The sequence below is a fragment of the Citrobacter sp. 50677481 genome, from assembly GCF_001463265.1.
GTDB lineage: Bacteria > Pseudomonadota > Gammaproteobacteria > Enterobacterales > Enterobacteriaceae > Citrobacter_A > Citrobacter_A sedlakii.
In genome coordinates, this window is the sequence record NZ_LNHZ01000061.1 from 551,573 (window position 1) to 568,966 (window position 17,394).

At 55.7% G+C, this 17,394-nt stretch carries 15 protein-coding genes; 1 reads left to right on the plus strand and 14 read right to left on the minus strand.

Features of this window, described 5'->3' with window-relative positions; genetic code table 11:
• Window positions 1-93: 93 nt before the first annotated feature.
• From rlmB to nnr, 14 genes are all read right to left on the minus strand, one after another.
• Window positions 94-825, minus strand: a complete 732-nt coding sequence (gene rlmB, locus APU02_RS19185) for a 23S rRNA (guanosine(2251)-2'-O)-methyltransferase RlmB (protein WP_042289578.1) — start codon at window positions 823-825, stop codon at window positions 94-96.
• Window positions 826-889: 64 nt separating this feature from the next.
• A complete protein-coding gene (gene rnr / locus APU02_RS19190; protein ID WP_042289581.1) occupies window positions 890-3,337 on the minus strand; it encodes a ribonuclease R in 2,448 nt (815 codons plus the stop codon).
• Window positions 3,338-3,375: 38 nt separating this feature from the next.
• A complete protein-coding gene (nsrR, locus tag APU02_RS19195) occupies window positions 3,376-3,801 on the minus strand; it encodes a nitric oxide-sensing transcriptional repressor NsrR (protein WP_042289582.1) in 426 nt (141 codons plus the stop codon).
• A 202-nt stretch (window positions 3,802-4,003) separates the two neighbouring features.
• Entirely contained in the window at window positions 4,004-5,302 is a 1,299-nt protein-coding gene (gene purA / locus APU02_RS19200) for an adenylosuccinate synthase (protein ID WP_042289586.1), read from the minus strand.
• Between the two features lie 103 nt (window positions 5,303-5,405).
• Entirely contained in the window at window positions 5,406-5,603 is a 198-nt protein-coding gene (locus tag APU02_RS19205) for a DUF2065 domain-containing protein (RefSeq protein WP_042289588.1), read from the minus strand.
• Window positions 5,604-5,674: 71 nt separating this feature from the next.
• Window positions 5,675-6,679 carry a protease modulator HflC gene (gene hflC, locus APU02_RS19210; RefSeq protein ID WP_042289590.1) on the minus strand — a complete coding sequence of 335 codons (1,005 nt, stop codon included), beginning with the start codon at window positions 6,677-6,679 and terminating at the stop codon, window positions 5,675-5,677.
• A gap of 2 nt (window positions 6,680-6,681) precedes the next feature.
• Entirely contained in the window at window positions 6,682-7,938 is a 1,257-nt protein-coding gene (hflK, locus tag APU02_RS19215; RefSeq protein WP_042289593.1) for an FtsH protease activity modulator HflK, read from the minus strand.
• Window positions 7,939-8,074: 136 nt separating this feature from the next.
• Window positions 8,075-9,355: a ribosome rescue GTPase HflX gene (gene hflX, locus APU02_RS19220; protein ID WP_042289596.1), complete on the minus strand. Its 1,281-nt coding sequence runs from the start codon at window positions 9,353-9,355 to the stop codon at window positions 8,075-8,077.
• Between the two features lie 74 nt (window positions 9,356-9,429).
• Window positions 9,430-9,738, minus strand: a complete 309-nt coding sequence (gene hfq / locus APU02_RS19225; protein ID WP_042289598.1) for an RNA chaperone Hfq — start codon at window positions 9,736-9,738, stop codon at window positions 9,430-9,432.
• An 81-nt stretch (window positions 9,739-9,819) separates the two neighbouring features.
• The gene (gene miaA, locus APU02_RS19230) at window positions 9,820-10,770 is read right to left on the minus strand and encodes a tRNA (adenosine(37)-N6)-dimethylallyltransferase MiaA (RefSeq protein ID WP_060570943.1); all 951 of its coding nucleotides are present in this window, start codon (window positions 10,768-10,770) and stop codon (window positions 9,820-9,822) included.
• Entirely contained in the window at window positions 10,763-12,631 is a 1,869-nt protein-coding gene (mutL, locus tag APU02_RS19235) for a DNA mismatch repair endonuclease MutL (protein ID WP_060570944.1), read from the minus strand. Before mutL ends, miaA begins: the two co-directional genes overlap by 8 nt.
• Window positions 12,632-12,640: 9 nt before the next feature.
• On the minus strand, window positions 12,641-13,957 hold the full coding sequence (gene amiB / locus APU02_RS19240; protein ID WP_060570945.1) for an N-acetylmuramoyl-L-alanine amidase AmiB: 1,317 nt from the start codon (window positions 13,955-13,957) through the stop codon (window positions 12,641-12,643).
• A gap of 16 nt (window positions 13,958-13,973) precedes the next feature.
• The gene (gene tsaE / locus APU02_RS19245) at window positions 13,974-14,435 is read right to left on the minus strand and encodes a tRNA (adenosine(37)-N6)-threonylcarbamoyltransferase complex ATPase subunit type 1 TsaE (RefSeq protein WP_042289607.1); all 462 of its coding nucleotides are present in this window, start codon (window positions 14,433-14,435) and stop codon (window positions 13,974-13,976) included.
• Window positions 14,407-15,954, minus strand: a complete 1,548-nt coding sequence (gene nnr, locus APU02_RS19250; protein ID WP_060570946.1) for a bifunctional ADP-dependent NAD(P)H-hydrate dehydratase/NAD(P)H-hydrate epimerase — start codon at window positions 15,952-15,954, stop codon at window positions 14,407-14,409. Before nnr ends, tsaE begins: the two co-directional genes overlap by 29 nt.
• On the opposite strand from nnr, the gene queG reads away from it, so the two are divergent.
• Window positions 15,953-17,092, plus strand: coding sequence for a tRNA epoxyqueuosine(34) reductase QueG (queG, locus tag APU02_RS19255; protein ID WP_060570947.1), 1,140 nt, complete (start codon window positions 15,953-15,955; stop codon window positions 17,090-17,092). The two genes, nnr and queG, sit on opposite strands and share 2 nt — an antisense overlap.
• Window positions 17,093-17,394 lie beyond the last annotated feature (302 nt).

The following is a 17,394-nucleotide window of genomic DNA, read 5'->3' on the forward strand; positions in this document are numbered from 1 at the left end:
CATTGAGTCATAATCCATTTTAGTCGGTTATAGTAATCGCAATAAATAAAAAAAAGCCATCCGAAAACGGATGGCTTTTACTTAAAAAGAGATTTAGCTGCGCTGACGCACCGCTTCGAAAAGGCAAATCCCAGTCGCCACGGAGACGTTCAGCGATGACACGCTGCCTGCCATCGGAATGCTGATAAGTTCGTCGCAGTGCTCACGGGTCAGACGGCGCATACCTTCACCTTCCGCGCCCATCACCAACGCCATGCGGCCGGTCATTTTGCTCTGGTAAAGCGTATGGTCGGCCTCACCTGCCGTTCCCACAATCCAGATGTTCTCTTCCTGCAGCATACGCATGGTACGCGCCAGGTTAGTGACGCGGATTAACGGAACGCTTTCGGCAGCGCCACAGGCGACTTTTTTCGCCGTCGCGTTCAGTTGCGCCGAGCGATCCTTCGGCACAATCACCGCATGTACGCCAGCGGCGTCTGCGCTACGCAGACAGGCGCCGAGGTTGTGTGGATCGGTGACGCCGTCAAGGATCAGCAGGAACGGTTGATCGTGTGAAGCGATCAAATCCGGCAGATCGTTCTCCTGATACTGACGCCCCGGCTTCACCCGGGCGATAATCCCCTGATGTACCGCACCCTCGCTTTTTTCATCCAGAAACTGGCGGTTCGCCACCTGGATGACCACGCCCTGCGCTTCCAGCGCGTGGATCAGCGGCAACAGACGCTTATCTTCACGACCTTTAAGAATAAAGACATCCTGAAAACGCTCAGGAGCACGCTCAAGCAGGGCCTGCACCGCATGGATGCCGTAAATCATTTCACTCATGAAAGTACTCATTAAGGTTGTTTTCGCCGGGTCAGGTTAACGGCCCGGCGGCAGTTTTTCGCAATTATTCGGCGGCGTTTTTCTTCGCCGCGCGTTTAGCTTTAGTAGCGGCGGCGATTTTCAGCGTTTTTGCCGAAGGCTTTTTCGCTTTTTTATCGCCTTTTTTCGCCGTTGACGGCCTGGCCTTCGTCTTCTTCTCACCGCGGAATGCGCTGTCTGGCTCAAAGTTCACTTTTTTGCCGACCTGCCGACGACGGCTGGTTTTTTTCCCGGCATCGCCTTTCTTCGCTTTCTCACGCGCTGTCTTGCCAACGTTGCGCGGCGCGCGTTCGCTGGAGATCAGGCTAAAGTCGATCTTACGCTCATCCATATTGACCGCTTCGACGCGCACTTCCACGCGATCGCCCAGGCGGTAAGTCTGGCCGCTGGATTCGCCGGTCAGACGCTGCCCGACCTGATCGTAACGATAGTAGTCGTTTTCCAGCGAGGAGACGTGTACCAGACCATCAATAAACAGTTCATCCAGACGCACAAAGAAGCCAAAGCCAGTGACGCTGGCAATCACGCCTTTAAAGACGTTACCCACCTGATCGAGCATAAAGTCGCACTTCAGCCAGTCGGCCACGTCGCGCGTCGCTTCGTCGGCGCGGCGTTCAGCCATCGAACAATGCTGGCCCAACTGGAGCATCTCTTCCATCGAATAATGGTAGCCGCCGGTTTCAGTGGTGTTACCTTTATGCCCCTGCTCTTTCGCCAACAGATATTTGATGGCGCGGTGCAGCGAGAGATCCGGATAACGGCGGATCGGCGAAGTAAAGTGGGCATAAGATTGCAGCGCCAGACCAAAGTGACCACGGTTTTCCGGATCGTAGATTGCCTGTTTCATTGAACGCAGCAGCATGGTTTGCAGCATTTCCGCGTCCGGACGATCGGCAACGGATTCCAGCAGTTCCGCATAGTCGCGCGGTTCAGGTTTGTTTCCGCCCGGCAGTTCGAGTCCCAACTCCGCCAACACGGAACGGAAAGAGGTGATCGCCTCTGTGGTTGGCTTGTCGTGGATGCGGAACAGCGCAGGCTCTTTGGCTTTCTCAACGAACCGCGCCGCAGAGATGTTCGCCAGAATCATGCACTCTTCAATCAGCTTATGGGCGTCGTTACGCTGGGTTTGCTCGATTCGTTCAATACGACGTTCAGCGTTAAAAATAAACTTCGCTTCTTCGCTTTCAAACGAGATACCGCCACGTTCTTCACGCGCTTTCTCCAGCACCTTGTACAGATTGTGCAGTTCTTCGATATGCTTCACCAACGGTGCGTACTGCTCGCGCAGGTCCTGATCGCCTTGCAGCATATGCCAGACCTTGGTGTAGGTCAGACGCGCATGAGAGCTCATCACCGCTTCGTAGAATTTGTAACCGGTCAGACGGCCTTTATTCGAGATGGTCATTTCGCAGACCATGCACAGGCGGTCCACCTGCGGGTTCAAAGAACACAGGCCGTTGGAAAGCACTTCCGGCAGCATTGGCACAACCTGCGACGGGAAGTAAACGGAGGTGCCGCGGTTGCGCGCTTCCTGGTCGAGCGGCGTTGGCGGACGCACGTAATAGCTCACGTCGGCAATCGCCACCCACAAACGCCAGCCGCCGCCGCGCTTCTTCTCGCAATAAACCGCATCATCAAAATCGCGGGCATCTTCGCCATCAATGGTCACCAGCGGCAGAGAACGCAGGTCAACGCGCCCTGCTTTCGCCGCTTCCGGAACCTCTTCTTTCAGCCCGGCAACCTGCTTTTCGACTGCCTGTGGCCAGATATAGGGGATTTCATGGGTGCGCAGCGCCATATCAACCGCCATGCCGGTGCCCATGTTGTCGCCCAGCACTTCGACGATTTTACCCACCGCTTTGGTGCGACGCGTCGGACGCTGAGTGAGTTCAACCACCACCACAAAGCCCATGCGCGCGCCCATGATCTCTTCCGGCGGAATAAGGATGTCAAAACTCAGGCGGCTGTCGTCAGGGACGACAAAACCCACGCCCGCTTCGGTAAAGTAGCGGCCCACAATTTGGCTGGTTTTCGGCACCAGCACGCGCACGATACGCGCTTCACGGCGGCCTTTACGATCCGCGCCCAGCGGCTGCGCCAGCACCTGATCGCCATGAATGCAGGTTTTCATCTGCTCGCTGGAGAGGTACAGATCGTCTTTACGCCCTTCGACGCGCAGAAAGCCGTAACCATCACGGTGGCCGATAACGGTACCTTTCAACAGGTCAAGACGTTCCGGCAGCGCATAGCACTGGCGGCGGGTGAAGACCAACTGGCCGTCACGCTCCATTGCGCGAAGGCGACGACGCAGGGCTTCCTGCTGCTCTTCGCCTTCAATATTCAGTTCTGCGGCCAGCTCGTCACGGTTGGCCGGTTTTTCACGTTTTGTTAAGTGTTCGAGGATAAATTCCCGGCTCGGGATAGGGTTCGCGTACTTTTCAGCTTCGCGTTCCTGGAAAGGATCTTGTGACATTGAGGTTCCTCCATTGTCAGCTCCGGTGGAGATTTTCGTCACTCCACCAGCAATAATTTATAAAGCGGTTGATTTTCTTCAACCAAATCGGCAAGCGTGTAGTTGTCCAGTTCCGTCAGAAAACATTGCACGGCCTTAGAAAGCGCCTGTTTGAGTCGACAGGCAGGGGTGATATGGCAAAACTCGCTGCTACAGTTCACCAGCGACAACGGTTCGAGTTCACGCACGACGTCGCCGATACGGATAGTATTCGCGGCTTTGCCCAGGCGTATCCCGCCGTTTTTTCCCCGGATAGCAGTAATGAAGCCCGCCCGGCTAAGTTGATTGATTATTTTGACCATATGATTACGGGACACGCCGTAGACTTCTGTCACCTCAGAAATACTGGTCATGCGTCCTTCCGGTAGCGACGCCATATAGATTAGCGCACGTAATCCGTAATCGGTGAAACTCGTTAACTGCACATCAACCTCAAGGAAAAGGGGAAAACGGGATACAACTCATTTATTGATGATAAACCAGCCACTCGCCAGGTCGCTAATTTATTTCAGTTTGGGAAGGAAAAAAGCGAGGATATTGCATTGTACATAGCCGGATGGCGGCGAAAATGCCTTATCCGGCTTACAAGGCCCGGTCAGCAAAGCGCTACCGGGCATTATACCTTAATTATGCGTCGTACGGGTCACGCAGAATCATGGTCTCAGTACGGTCCGGGCCGGTAGAGATGATATCAATCGGCACACCGGTCAGTTCTTCAATACGCTTAATGTAATTGAGCGCCGCCTGCGGCAGACCGCTACGTTCTTTCACGCCAAAGGTGGATTCAGACCAACCCGGCATGGTTTCGTAGATCGGCTCGATACCTTCCCAGTCGTCAGCCGCCAGCGGCGTCGTCGTCACTTCACGGCCATCCGGCATACGGTAAGCAACGCAGATTTTCACTTCTTTCAAACCGTCCAGTACGTCCAGTTTGGTCAGGCAGAAGCCGGACAGTGAGTTGATCTGCACCGCACGGCGCACGGCGACGGAGTCCAGCCAGCCGGTACGACGGCGACGTCCGGTGGTGGCGCCATATTCGTTACCCTGCTTGCAGAGGAACTCGCCGGTTTCATCAAACAGCTCAGTCGGGAACGGACCCGCCCCCACGCGCGTGGAGTAAGCTTTGATGATACCCAGAACGTAATCCACATAACGTGGGCCCAGGCCAGAGCCGGTCGCCACGCCACCCGCGGTGGTGTTAGAGGACGTTACGTACGGATAAGTACCGTGGTCGATATCCAGCAGCGTACCCTGCGCGCCTTCGAACATGACGAAATCGCCACGCTTGCGCGCCTGGTCCAGCAGATCGGAAACATCGACAACCATAGAGGTCAGGATGTCGGCAATCGCCATCACATCATCCAGCACTTTCTGGTAGTCAACGGCTTCGACTTTGTAGAAGTTCACCAGCTGGAAGTTGTGATATTCCATCACTTCTTTCAGTTTTTCAGCGAAGGTAGCTTTGTCGAACAGGTCGCCGACGCGCAGACCGCGACGAGCCACTTTGTCTTCATAAGCCGGTCCGATACCACGACCGGTCGTCCCGATCGCTTTCGCGCCACGCGCTTTCTCACGCGCATTATCCAGCGCTACGTGGTAATCGAGGATCAGCGGACACGCTTCAGACAGGAGCAGACGCTCACGGACAGGGATGCCACGGTCTTCCAGACCTTTCATCTCTTTCATCAGCGCAGCAGGAGACAGAACAACACCGTTACCGATGATGCTGGTTACGTTCTCACGAAGAATGCCTGATGGAATAAGATGGAGGACGGTTTTTTCACCGTTGATTACGAGAGTATGGCCTGCGTTGTGTCCACCCTGGTAGCGCACAACATATTTAGCCCGTTCAGTCAGAAGATCGACGATCTTTCCTTTACCTTCGTCACCCCATTGGGTGCCCAGTACGACGACGTTGTTACCCATTTTTCAAAATCACCGTTTGCTTAAAAATGGATTCTACCATCGCTTTTTCAGATATACAGCACTTTTTGCATGCAAAAATCAGCTAAATTCGCCGCTTTTTTGATCAGCCAATCGTTTTCCTCAACATGTAGTAGACCACAACGCCCGCAACCACAAGTCCACCGCCAAAACGACGTAACGTATTTTCCGGCAGTTGCGTCATTGCGGAAATCATCTTCTTCCACGCGCGCGGATAGAGCATCGGGCCTAAACCTTCCAGCACCAACACCAGGGCAAGCGCCAGCCAGATTGTTTCGTTCATTTCTGCTCCTTATAAAAGAAAACCACCGCTTCCGGAGAGAGCGGTGGTTTGAAAACTCAAACGCGTTGAGTTTATCGCGTTGCGGTATTCGGTGTCTTCATGTAGCGGAAGAAATCGCTGTCCGGGCTCATGACCATGACGTCCTGATTTCCTTCGAAGCTCTTCTCGTAAGCGCGCAGGCTACGAATAAAGGCATAGAAGTCAGGATCCTGGCTGAACGCGTCGGCAAACAGTTTCGCCGCTTCGGCGTCGCCTTCACCGCGCAGGATACGCCCCTGACGCTCAGCTTCCGCCAGCGTTTTGGTCACTTCGTAGTCGGCAGCCGCGCGCAATTTTTCCGCTTCTTCCTGACCCTGTGAACGATGACGACGGGCGACCGCTTCACGCTCAGCGCGCATACGGTTGTAGATCGCTTCGGACACTTCGGTCGGCAGGTTGATCTGCTTGATACGCACGTCCACCACTTCGATACCTAACGCAGCCATACTGTTCGGGTTGATCACCGGCACATTGCCGTTGGTTTCAGCCTGAACGCGCTCCGCGGCTTCAGCAATGGCGTTATCCGCTGCTGGCGTCGCCACTTCGTCTTCTGTTCCCGCAGAACCGGAGTTCAGCGCGTCACGGACTTCCAGAGTCAGACGACCACGGGAATCGGTCACGATGTCTTTCACATCCAGACGACCAATCTCAGAACGCAGACGGTCAGAGAACTTACGTTTCAACAGCACTTCCGCCTGCGACACATCGCCGCCGCCCGTTGCCAGGAAGTAACGGCTGAAGTCGCTGATACGCCATTTGATGTATGAGTCGACGATCAGGTCTTTTTTCTCTTTCGTGACGAAACGATCGGCCTGGTTATCCATCGTCTGGATACGCGCATCCAGCATTTTCACCGACTGAATAAACGGCACCTTGAAGTGCAGCCCCGGTTCATAGATCAACGGTTTCTTATCGTCATCGCGCACGACGCTGCTGAACTGGAACTTAATGCCACGCTCGCCTTCTTTCACTACAAAGACTGAGGTATAGAGCACTACCAGCACGATGATGACAATCGCAATAACTGACTTACGCATCGTTATTCCCCCTGACGCTGGTAGTCGTTACGCTGCGCGTTAGCGCGGCGTTGGTCCATAATATCGCCCTGACTGGTGGACGAGGTGTTGCTTGCTCCGCTACTGCTGGAAGATGACGTAGTCGGCAAGCGCAGCAGGTCGGAACCGCTGTCGCGTTTTGTTGCCGGCGCGTTGCCGCCTTTCAGCATCTGATCCAACGGCAGTACCATCAGGTTACCGCCCTTGTCGTTGACCAGCACTTTACGGGTATGGCTCAACACTTTTTCCATCGTCTCGATATACAGACGCTCGCGAGTGATCTCAGGGGCGGCTTTATATTCCGGCAGGATTTTCGCGAAGCGCGCCACTTCACCCTGGGCTTCCAGAATGGTTTGCGTTTTGTAAGCGCGCGCTTCTTCAAGAATACGCTGTGCCTGACCGTTCGCACGCGGCTGAACTTCGTTGGTGTACGCTTCCGCTTCACGGATGTATTGCTGTTCGTTTTCACGTGCGGCAATGGCGTCATCAAACGCGGCTTTCACCTCTTCCGGCGGACGAGCAGCCTGGAAGTTGACGTCCAGCAGGGTAATCCCCATGTTGTACGGACGGATCGTCTCTTCCAGTTCACGCTGGGTGTCGCTACGAATAACGGTACGCCCTTCGGTCAGAATACGGTCCATGGTGTATTTACCGATAACGCCGCGCAGGGCGCTGTCGGTCGCCTGACGCAGACTGTCGTCGGCGCTGGTCACGCTAAACAGGTATTTTTGCGGATCGGTGATGCGGTACTGAACGTTCATCTCGACGCGCACGACGTTTTCGTCAGAGGTCAGCATCACACCGGACGCCGCCAGTTCGCGAACCGCTTCCACGTTCACCGGCGTCACCTCATCGATAAACGTCGGTTTCCAGTTCAGACCCGGCTCAACCAGATGACTGAATTTACCGAAGCGCGTAACAACGCCGCGTTCAGCTTCTTTAATGGTGTAGAAACCGCTTGCCGCCCAGATAATGACGATAGCTGCCGCCGCGATGGTGACGACACGTCCGCCCAGATGCGGGCGCGGGCCTTGCGATGAGCTTCCGCCGCCGGAGCCGGTACCTTTACCGCCACCCAGTCCACCGAGCTTTTTGCTCAGCTTACGGAAGATATCATCAAGATCAGGTGGCCCCTGCTCGCGACCACCTTTGTTTCCATTTCCCTCAGAGTTGCCGCCTGGTTTGCTGCTTCCCCACGGGTCGCGGTCTTGTCCGTTATTACCGGGCTGATTCCACGCCATGTTTGTGCTCCATATTTGTTATGCGGTGATATACCCACTGTGTTCCAGGTGATGACAACGTCGCACCAGGTGGCTTGTCGTATAACCCGAAATGCTCAGAGTATTGGGCAAAAATCCTCAGGCCCTTTCCTCCCGGTCAGACAACGTAGTCGGCCAGGGAAGGTTCTTGTTTACAGAGGCGACGCCAGTCCACGATCGGCAGGCGAACCTGCAAGCTCATGCTGCCGTCATCCTCCATCCACTCTTTTTCTATTGCCTGAAGCTGATAAAAACGACTTCTCAGACGCCCTTCCTGCGGCGGCAAACGCAGCGTATGTTGCGCTACCTCGCCGGAAAGCCGTTCCGTCAAAGCCTGAAAAAGCTGTGGTATTCCGATCCCTGTCTGCGCGGAAAGCCAGACACGAATCGGTTTGTTCTCTTCGTCCCTGTCGATACGCGGCTCGAAGTCGTCCAGCATATCGATTTTATTCATCACCATCAGGGTTGGGATCTCGTGAGCATCGATCTCCTCGAGAACCGTATCCACTGCGTCGATGTTCTCCTGCACACGCACATCAGCAGCATCTACAACGTGCAGCAACAGCGTGGCCTGACGCGTTTCCTGGAGGGTGGCTTTGAACGCCGCCACCAGGTCATGCGGAAGATGGCGGATAAACCCTACGGTATCCGCCAGCACGGTTTCACCTACGTCCGCGACGTCAATACGGCGCAACGTGGGGTCCAGGGTTGCGAACAGTTGGTCTGCCGCATAGACCCGGGCTTCTGTAATTTGGTTGAAAAGGGTAGATTTTCCGGCGTTGGTATATCCCACCAGCGAGACGGTCGGGACATCCGCTTTAATGCGCGACTGTCGCCCCTGCTCACGTTGCTTTTCAACTTTTTCCAGGCGCGACTGGATCTGCAAAATACGATTACGCAATAAACGGCGGTCGGTTTCGAGCTGGGTTTCACCCGGACCGCGCAAACCAATCCCGCCTTTCTGTCTTTCAAGGTGGGTCCAGCCACGGACAAGGCGCGTAGCCAGATGGCGCAGCTGCGCCAGCTCAACCTGCAGTTTCCCCTCGTGGGTACGCGCACGTTGAGCGAAAATATCCAAGATAAGACCGGTACGGTCGATAACACGACACTCGCACAAACGTTCCAGGTTACGCTCCTGGGCCGGGCTTAATGCATGGTCAAATAGCACGACGGCAGCGCCAGTCGCTTTTACGGCTTCCGCAATCTCAACAGCCTTACCTTCACCTACAAAGTACTTCGGGTGCGGTGCTTTACGGCTACCGGTAATCACCTGCATTGCTTCGACACCGGCGGAAGACACCAGAGATTCAAACTCCTGGAGGTCTTCCATATCTTTGTCTTGCGAAAAATAGATGTGTACCAGTACCGCCTGCTCACCGGCGTCATAACGGTCAAACAAGCGTCAACCCCTCGATATAAATCAGCGGGGAACGCAGATAACCTGGCTCCCCGTGTGTAAAACAGCCAGAAACGTTATTCAGTTTCTTCGCTGTCCTGCGGCGCAGAAGAACCCTGCGCGTTGCTACCGTGATGATAGTTGCTGCTGGTACCGCCACCGGTATTGTTGCTGTGATGAGAAACCGGACGAGACGGGACAACAGTAGAAATCGCGTGCTTATAAACCATCTGGCTGACCGTGTTTTTCAACAGGATCACGAATTGATCAAAAGACTCGATTTGACCTTGCAGTTTAATACCATTCACCAAATAAATAGAAACTGGAACACGTTCCCGACGCAGTGCGTTCAGGAACGGATCTTGTAAAGATTGCCCCTTAGCCATTCTCTCTTTTCCTTATATGCTTTGTACTTTGAACCTTTTGGTTCTGAAAAATTGCGCACGATACGTCTCAATTGTACACATTCAGTTCGCGATAGCACCAACAACCTGTAATACTTCGTTGAGCGCCTGTTCAGGTTTTTCGCTGTCAAGCCAGCGCACCCCATCCCAGCCGCGCAACCAGGTCATTTGACGCTTCGCCAACTGTCTCGTGGCGCAAACACCTCTATAAACCATTTCATCGTATGAAATTTCGCCTTCAAGGTACGACCACATCTGGCGATATCCCACACAACGAATGGAAGGCAAATCCGTATGCAAATCTCCACGGGCAAATAGCGCCCGGACTTCTGCTTCAAAACCTGAAGCCAACATCTGATGAAAACGCTGCTCGATGCGTTGATGCAGCAATTCACGACTCGCCGGGGCGATGGCGAACTGATACACCTGGTACGGTAAAGCATCACCTGACGTTTGCGTCAGTTCCGTTAAAGTTTTACCCGAAATGAAAAAAACTTCCAGTGCCCGGGAAAGCCTTTGCGGATCATTCGGATGAATACGCGCAGCGGCGACAGGGTCAATCGCCTGAAGCTGCTGATGCAACGCATCCCATCCCTGCTCTACCGCCTGCTGCTCTATTCTGGCCCTGACCTCCGGGTCCGCCGACGGCAGCGGCGAAAGCCCTTCCAGCAACGCCTTGAAATACAGCATGGTTCCGCCCACCAGCAGCGGAATTCGTCCGGCTGCGGTGATATCTGCCATCTCCGCCAGCGCATCGCGGCGGAAATCTGCGGCTGAATATGCCTGCAACGGATCGAGAATGTCTAACAATCGGTGCGGCGCCGCCTGTAACTCTTTCGCGTCCGGCTTCGCCGTACCGATATCCATCCCCTTGTAGATAAGGGCGGAGTCAACGCTAATCAACTCTATTGGCAAAACTTTACGCAGTTCAATCGCTAACGCCGTTTTGCCCGAGGCCGTCGGCCCCATCAAAAAAATTGCCTTTGGCAGGCTCGCCTTAGGGGTATCACTCATGTTTCAGGGCATTCATCGCCGTATGTAAATCAACAGGTTGTAACAGACCACCCGGCGGCGCCTTCACAAGCTGCGGACAAAGCCGCTCCACGTCAGCCAGCAGCGTAATGGCCTGCGCCATGGTCCACTGCGCGTGTTCGCTCATTAAATTGCGTGCAATCCACTGCGCCATATTGTCAGGTTCGAGCGCTGACTGCTGCGTCAGGTAGCCTATCAGTTCAGGAATCAAGATTTGTAAATTTTGTTGGCGTAAGGGTAAAGGCACCGCCCGAACGGTCACATGCTGGGCATCTGACTGAAATTCGATCCCCAATTTCGCCAGCGCGTTTTGCGCGTTTGTCAGCGCCGCTTTTTCTTCAGCGGTCACTTTCAGGCGCAGCGGGATGAGCAGCGGTTGCGCGCAAACCTCTCCCTCGCCCGGCGTCAGCTGCGCCTGACGTAGCCAACGCTCCGCCACCGGCAGCGCCAGCAGGTGAATTTGCCCATCACGCTCAAGCAACGCGCAGTCGTGACCAACGATTGTCAACACGCGTCCAAAGCTCTGGCTGTGTCCGGATAACGCGGAAACCGCCGTTTCCGGCGCGCGCGTTTTGCCTGCGGGAACCGGTTCAGGCGTCTTTAGGAGCTGGCGATAGACCTCTCCTTGTTGCTTCTGGTAGCCCGGCTGAGCATGGGGCCAACCGGCCTGCGTCGGACGCGCGCCGCCGTTCGCAGGCGAAACAGGAGAAGAATAACGCGGCGCTGTCGTTTCGCGCGCCTGCGCAGGCTCGGCAAAATGGTTACGCCCTGCCGCCACGCGGTTTTCCGGCACGTGTCTTGGCGCAGGAGCGTCATCCCCCTCCAGCGGCAGCGGCGACTCAAGCTGCTGTTGCAGCACGCTCAGCACGCCCTGGTAGATAAAATCATGTACCAGGCGCGACTGATGAAAACGGACTTCATGCTTGGCTGGATGCACGTTCACATCGACCTGATGCGGGTCTATTTCCAGATAAAGCACGAAAGCCGGCTGCTGATCGGCGCCAAGCTTATCTTCACAAGCCTGACGAATAGCGTGATTTATCAGCCGGTCGCGCATCATACGACCATTCACGTAACAGTACTGAATTTCTGCCAGCGCCGTGGTGGTGTGATGGGGATCGGCAACCCAGCCGCGCAGGGTGAGATCGCCATGCTGCCACTCGATAGTCAACGCCTGTTCAAGAAATGGCGCGCCGCAAATCGCGCCAAGACGGCGCTCTTGCGGCCCGTCTTTCGCCACCGCGCGATACTGGCGCACCATTTTACCGTTGTGCGACAAATTGATGGTCACGTCAAAACGCGCCAGTGCAATACGGCGAATGATCTCATCAATATGATTAAACTCGGTTTTTTCGGTGCGCATAAACTTGCGACGGGCGGGCGTGTTATAGAACAGGTCCAGCACTTCCAGCGTGGTGCCTACGGGATGCGCGGCGGGTTTAACCGTCACATCCATATCACGCCCTTCAGCATAGGCTTGCCAGGCTTCCTGCTGATCGGCGGTGCGGGAGGTTAACGTCAGGCGGGAGACTGAGCTGATGCTGGCCAGCGCTTCGCCACGAAAACCGAGGCTGATAATCGCTTCCAGATCGTCGAGCGAGGCGATTTTACTGGTGGCATGACGGGCCAGCGCCAGCGCCAGCTCGTCTTTCCTGATGCCGCAGCCGTTGTCGCGAATACGGATAAGCTTCGCGCCGCCGCGTTCGATATCAATATCGATACGCGTTGCGCCCGCATCAAGGCTGTTTTCCACCAGTTCTTTGACCACCGACGCAGGTCTTTCCACCACCTCGCCTGCGGCAATCTGGTTCGCCAGTTGTGGCGGTAGCACCTGAATCGGCATGACAATTCCTTAGTTAATCAACGACTCGCCAGGCGTAACGGCGCTCGCGGTTTGTGTCCCTTGTGGACCTGACTGCAGGGGATGCGCCTGGAAGTAACTCCGCAGTCCTTTGTAAATCGCTTCGGCCAGTTGCTGTTGGTACGCATCGCTGGCGAGCAGCCGTTCTTCGCTGTGGTTACTGATAAATCCGGTTTCAACCAGCACCGACGGAATATCAGGCGATCGTAGCACCCCCAGGCTGGCATGCTCCGGACGCCGCTTATGCAATGACCCGATACGTTCGAGCTGGCCTAACATATTTGTTGCCACATCATACCCTACGCGCTGGGAATGGCCGAACTGCAAATCCAGAACCGCCTGGCTTAAGTAAGGGTCGGACTGACTGTTCGCCAGTACGTCGCCCGCGCCGCCGAGCAGCTCGGATTGTTTTTCATGCTCTTCCAGCCAGTTCGCCATTTCGCTATTGGCGCGACGGTTAGACAGCACCCACACCGACGCGCCGGTGGCGTTACGGTTTGGCGCGGCATCGGCGTGAATCGACACCAGGAAATTGGCGTTCTGCTTACGCGCCACATCGGAGCGGCCCATTACCGAGATGAAATAGTCGCCGTCGCGGGTGAGAACGCCTTTAAACATAGGATCGTTATTCAGTAGCGTGCGCAGCTTGCGGGCCACCGCGATGGTCACGTTTTTCTCCCGCGTGCCGCCGGGGCCAATCGCCCCTGGATCCTGCCCACCGTGCCCGGCGTCGATGGCAATGACCACCTCGTCGCCGTTACTGGTCGTCGTACGCGCGGCGGGGCGCGTGATCGTATGACTGCTGGTGACGGCCGTAGTACGCTCATTGCTGGATTTAAACGGGTTTCGCGCCGGTTCGCTCGGGCGTGGCGTCACCACGGGCGGTTCAACCCGCTTTGCGACCACTGGCGGAGGCGGCGGCGCATCGGCGTTGATCGTAAAGACGACGGTGTAATTGCCGCCATTCTGCCGTTTTACCGCTTCAGTCTTGCCGTTTTCCGTGAGATCGACCACCAGACGCAGCGACTGCGGATCCTGCGGCGTGCCGGAACGTATCGTTTTCACCAGGTTGTTGCCGCTAAACTGCAGCGGCAACCCTTGAATCACGCCGGTTTGCTTAATATCCAGCGCGACGGTACGTTTACCCTGCTGCGAAAAGGCGTAATCCGGATCGCCGATAAAGCTCAGCGTAATCCGCGCCTGCTGTTCACCGTTTGAAACCTGAATATCGGACAAACTGGCCGCGCCAGCCTGCGCGCACAGTAACACCAGCGTTGCCGCCAGCCACTTTCTGATGCGATACATCATCCCGCCACCTTTAAGGTTAACCGGCTAAACGCGCAATCAGCGCTTCCCCGGAGGAGGAAACGGCGCTAATTCGCGCCTCACGGCCTTGCGCCTTATACTCTAAATGGATTTCAATATCCGGGTCCGGCAATACACCTTTCCCCTGCTGCGGCCACTCCACCAGACAAATGGCGTCGTTGGCAAAATAATCCCGGATCCCCATAAATTCCAGTTCTTCCGGATCGGCGAGGCGATACAGATCGAAGTGATAAACCATCAGGTTATCGAGCGCATAGGGTTCGACCAGCGTATACGTTGGGCTTTTTACATTACCGGCATGACCTAACGCCTGCAGGAACCCGCGGCTAAAGGTGGTTTTACCCGCGCCTAAATCCCCGAACAAATAGATAACGGTCGCGCCGTCGCAGGCGTGGGCGACCCGCAGCCCCAGGTCTAACGTGGCCTGTTCGTCAGGTAGCGGAATTACTCGATTCATCATGATAAACGTCAATCACATCTGGGTTAACAATACGCTGTAGCGTGGAAAAAAGATCGGTTGCCAGCATGCCGCGCATGCCAAAACGTGCTGCCAGAACATCTGCCGCCGCGCCGTGGGCAACACAGCCCGCACAGGCTGCATCATACGGGGTAAGCTTCTGTCCAAGCAATGCGGCAATGATCCCGGAGAGCACATCCCCCATACCGCCGCTGGCCATTCCTGCATTTCCGGCATCAATTATTCCCAACGCATTCGGCTCCGCGGCAACCACCGTTCCCGCGCCTTTCAACACCGCAACGCCTCCATAACGTTTTACCAGACGCTGCGCAGAAAGTAAGCGATCGCTTTCAATTTCTGCGACAGAGCAACCCAGTAACCGCGCGGCTTCTCCCGGATGCGGCGTGATGACGCGATTGTGACGTTTATCGGGGTTGATTGCCAGCAGGTTCAGCGCATCGGCATCCCAGAGCATTGGTTTGCGAAAATTCTCGACCTTCTGCAGCGCTTTTTTGCCCCATTCCGCCTGACCGAGCCCAGGGCCAATCGCCACGACATCCGCCCATTCGAGGCTCTCATCCAGCGTCTGCGGCGTCAGCTCATAAACCATTAATTCCGGGCGAGCCGTCAACAACGGCGCGATATTCTCCCTGCGGGTCAGCACCCGCACCAGTCCGGCGCCGGTACGCAACGCCGCTTCTCCGGCCATGCGAATGGCGCCCGCGGTGCCATGATCGCCGCCAACGATCGCCAGGCGACCATGATCGCCCTTATGAGAGGTAGGACGACGCGGCGCCAGCCATTGCGCGAGCAGCGAAGCGTCAACGCGCCGGATCGGCGACGCCTGACCTGCTAACCACTCTTCCAGACCCAGCGCGTTAAAATGCAGTTCGCCCACCACATCGCGGGCCTTTCCGGTCAACAAGCCCGGCTTCAGCGCGATAAAGGTGACGGTGCGATCGGCATCGATTACCGCGCCCGGCGTTGCGCCCGTTTGCGCCAGCAGCCCGGACGGGATATCAACCGCCAGAACCGGCGCGGGATGGGCGTTGGCCTGTGCAATGAGTGCGGCGATCGGTTCACGGGGCGCCTGGGTTAACCCGGTGCCGAGCAAAGCATCAACAATGAGGTCCACTTTTTCCGGCCAGATAATCTCCGGCGCATGAATAATTCCCCCCGCGTTCAGCCAGGCTTCCCGCGCCTGTTCGGCCTCTTCCGGCAGCGGCTTTTCGCTCTCCTGAGCCAGCAACGTGACATTAATGCCCGCCGCTTTCGCCAGCCTCGCCACCACATACCCGTCGCCGCCGTTATTCCCGTGACCACACAGCACCAACCAGTGGCGGGCATAAGGCCAGCTTTCACGCGCGACGTCAAACGCCGCTTCTCCGGCACGCAACATCAGTTCAAACAACGTCAACCCAAGCGTATCAGCAGCCTCTTGCTCCAGTCCTCTGATGTCGTCGGCGGGCCAGAGGGAGTGTGGTATACTTACGGGGTTTTTCTTTATGGTATGGTCCGTCATGTCAGAGCCCCTCGATCTCAATCAGTTAGCGCAAAAAATTAAGCAGTGGGGGCTGGAACTGGGCTTTCAGCAGGTAGGTATTACCGATACTGATCTCAGCGAAGCCGAACCCAAACTGCAGGCATGGCTGGACAAACAGTACCACGGCGAGATGGACTGGATGGCGCGCCACGGCATGATGCGCGCGCGCCCTCATGAGCTGTTGCCTGGTACGCTGCGCGTTATTAGCGTGCGTATGAACTATCTTCCCGCCAGGGCTGCGTTTGCCAGCACGCTGAAAAATCCTGACCTGGGTTACGTTAGCCGCTACGCGCTGGGGCGCGACTACCATAAGCTATTGCGTAACCGACTAAAAAAACTGGGTGAGAGGATTCAGCAGCATTGTGTCTCGCTGAATTTTAGACCTTTTGTTGACTCTGCGCCCATTCTGGAGCGACCGTTGGCGGAAAAAGCGGGTCTGGGGTGGACAGGTAAGCACTCACTTATCCTCAACCGGGAAGCGGGGTCGTTTTTCTTTCTGGGTGAATTGTTAATCGATCTCCCGCTGCCCGTGGACCACGCCGTTGAAGACGGATGCGGAAAGTGCGTCGCCTGCATGACGACCTGCCCAACTGGCGCGATTGTCGCCCCTTATACGGTAGATGCCCGCCGCTGTATTTCTTACCTTACAATTGAACTCGAAGGCGCCATTCCCGAAGACTTGCGTCCCTTAATGGGCAACCGGATTTACGGCTGCGACGACTGTCAGCTCATCTGTCCGTGGAACCGATATTCACAATTAACGGACGAAGCGGATTTCAGCCCACGCCAACAACTGCACGCGCCGGCGCTAATTGAACTCTTCAGTTGGGACGAAGCTCGCTTTTTGAAAATCACCGAAGGTTCAGCTATCCGGCGCATTGGTCACCTGCGCTGGTTACGGAATATCGCGGTCGCCCTTGGCAACGCGCCCTGGCGTGAAGACGTGCTCTGTGCGCTGGAAAACCGCCGGGGTGAGCACCCACTTCTCGATGAACACATCCAGTGGGCGATCGCGCAGCAGATCGCAAAGCGAAATGCCAGTGCAGTCGAGGTGCAACTCCCGCAGCAGAAACGTCTGGTCAGAGCCATTGAAAAAGGGCTTCCACGGGACGCATAAGTCGTCCACAGCCTGTGCATAAAATTAAAAACACATTGCTATTCAAGCACGAAAAAATCGTCAAGCGATCCGCTTAACAATTTAAGATGTTATTTATTTCTTATATTTCAGCGGGATATAAAAATATCATTCACTCTGCGAAGCGTTTTAAACGCAGAAGACAAATACGCAGTCTGTGGATAACTCTGTTTACAAGAATATATCAGGAACGAAAAGAGACGCACCACGAGCAGCCGTTCACTGTGGATATGTGTAGAGATAAGAATTTGGAGCGGGAAACGAGACTCGAACTCGCGACCCCG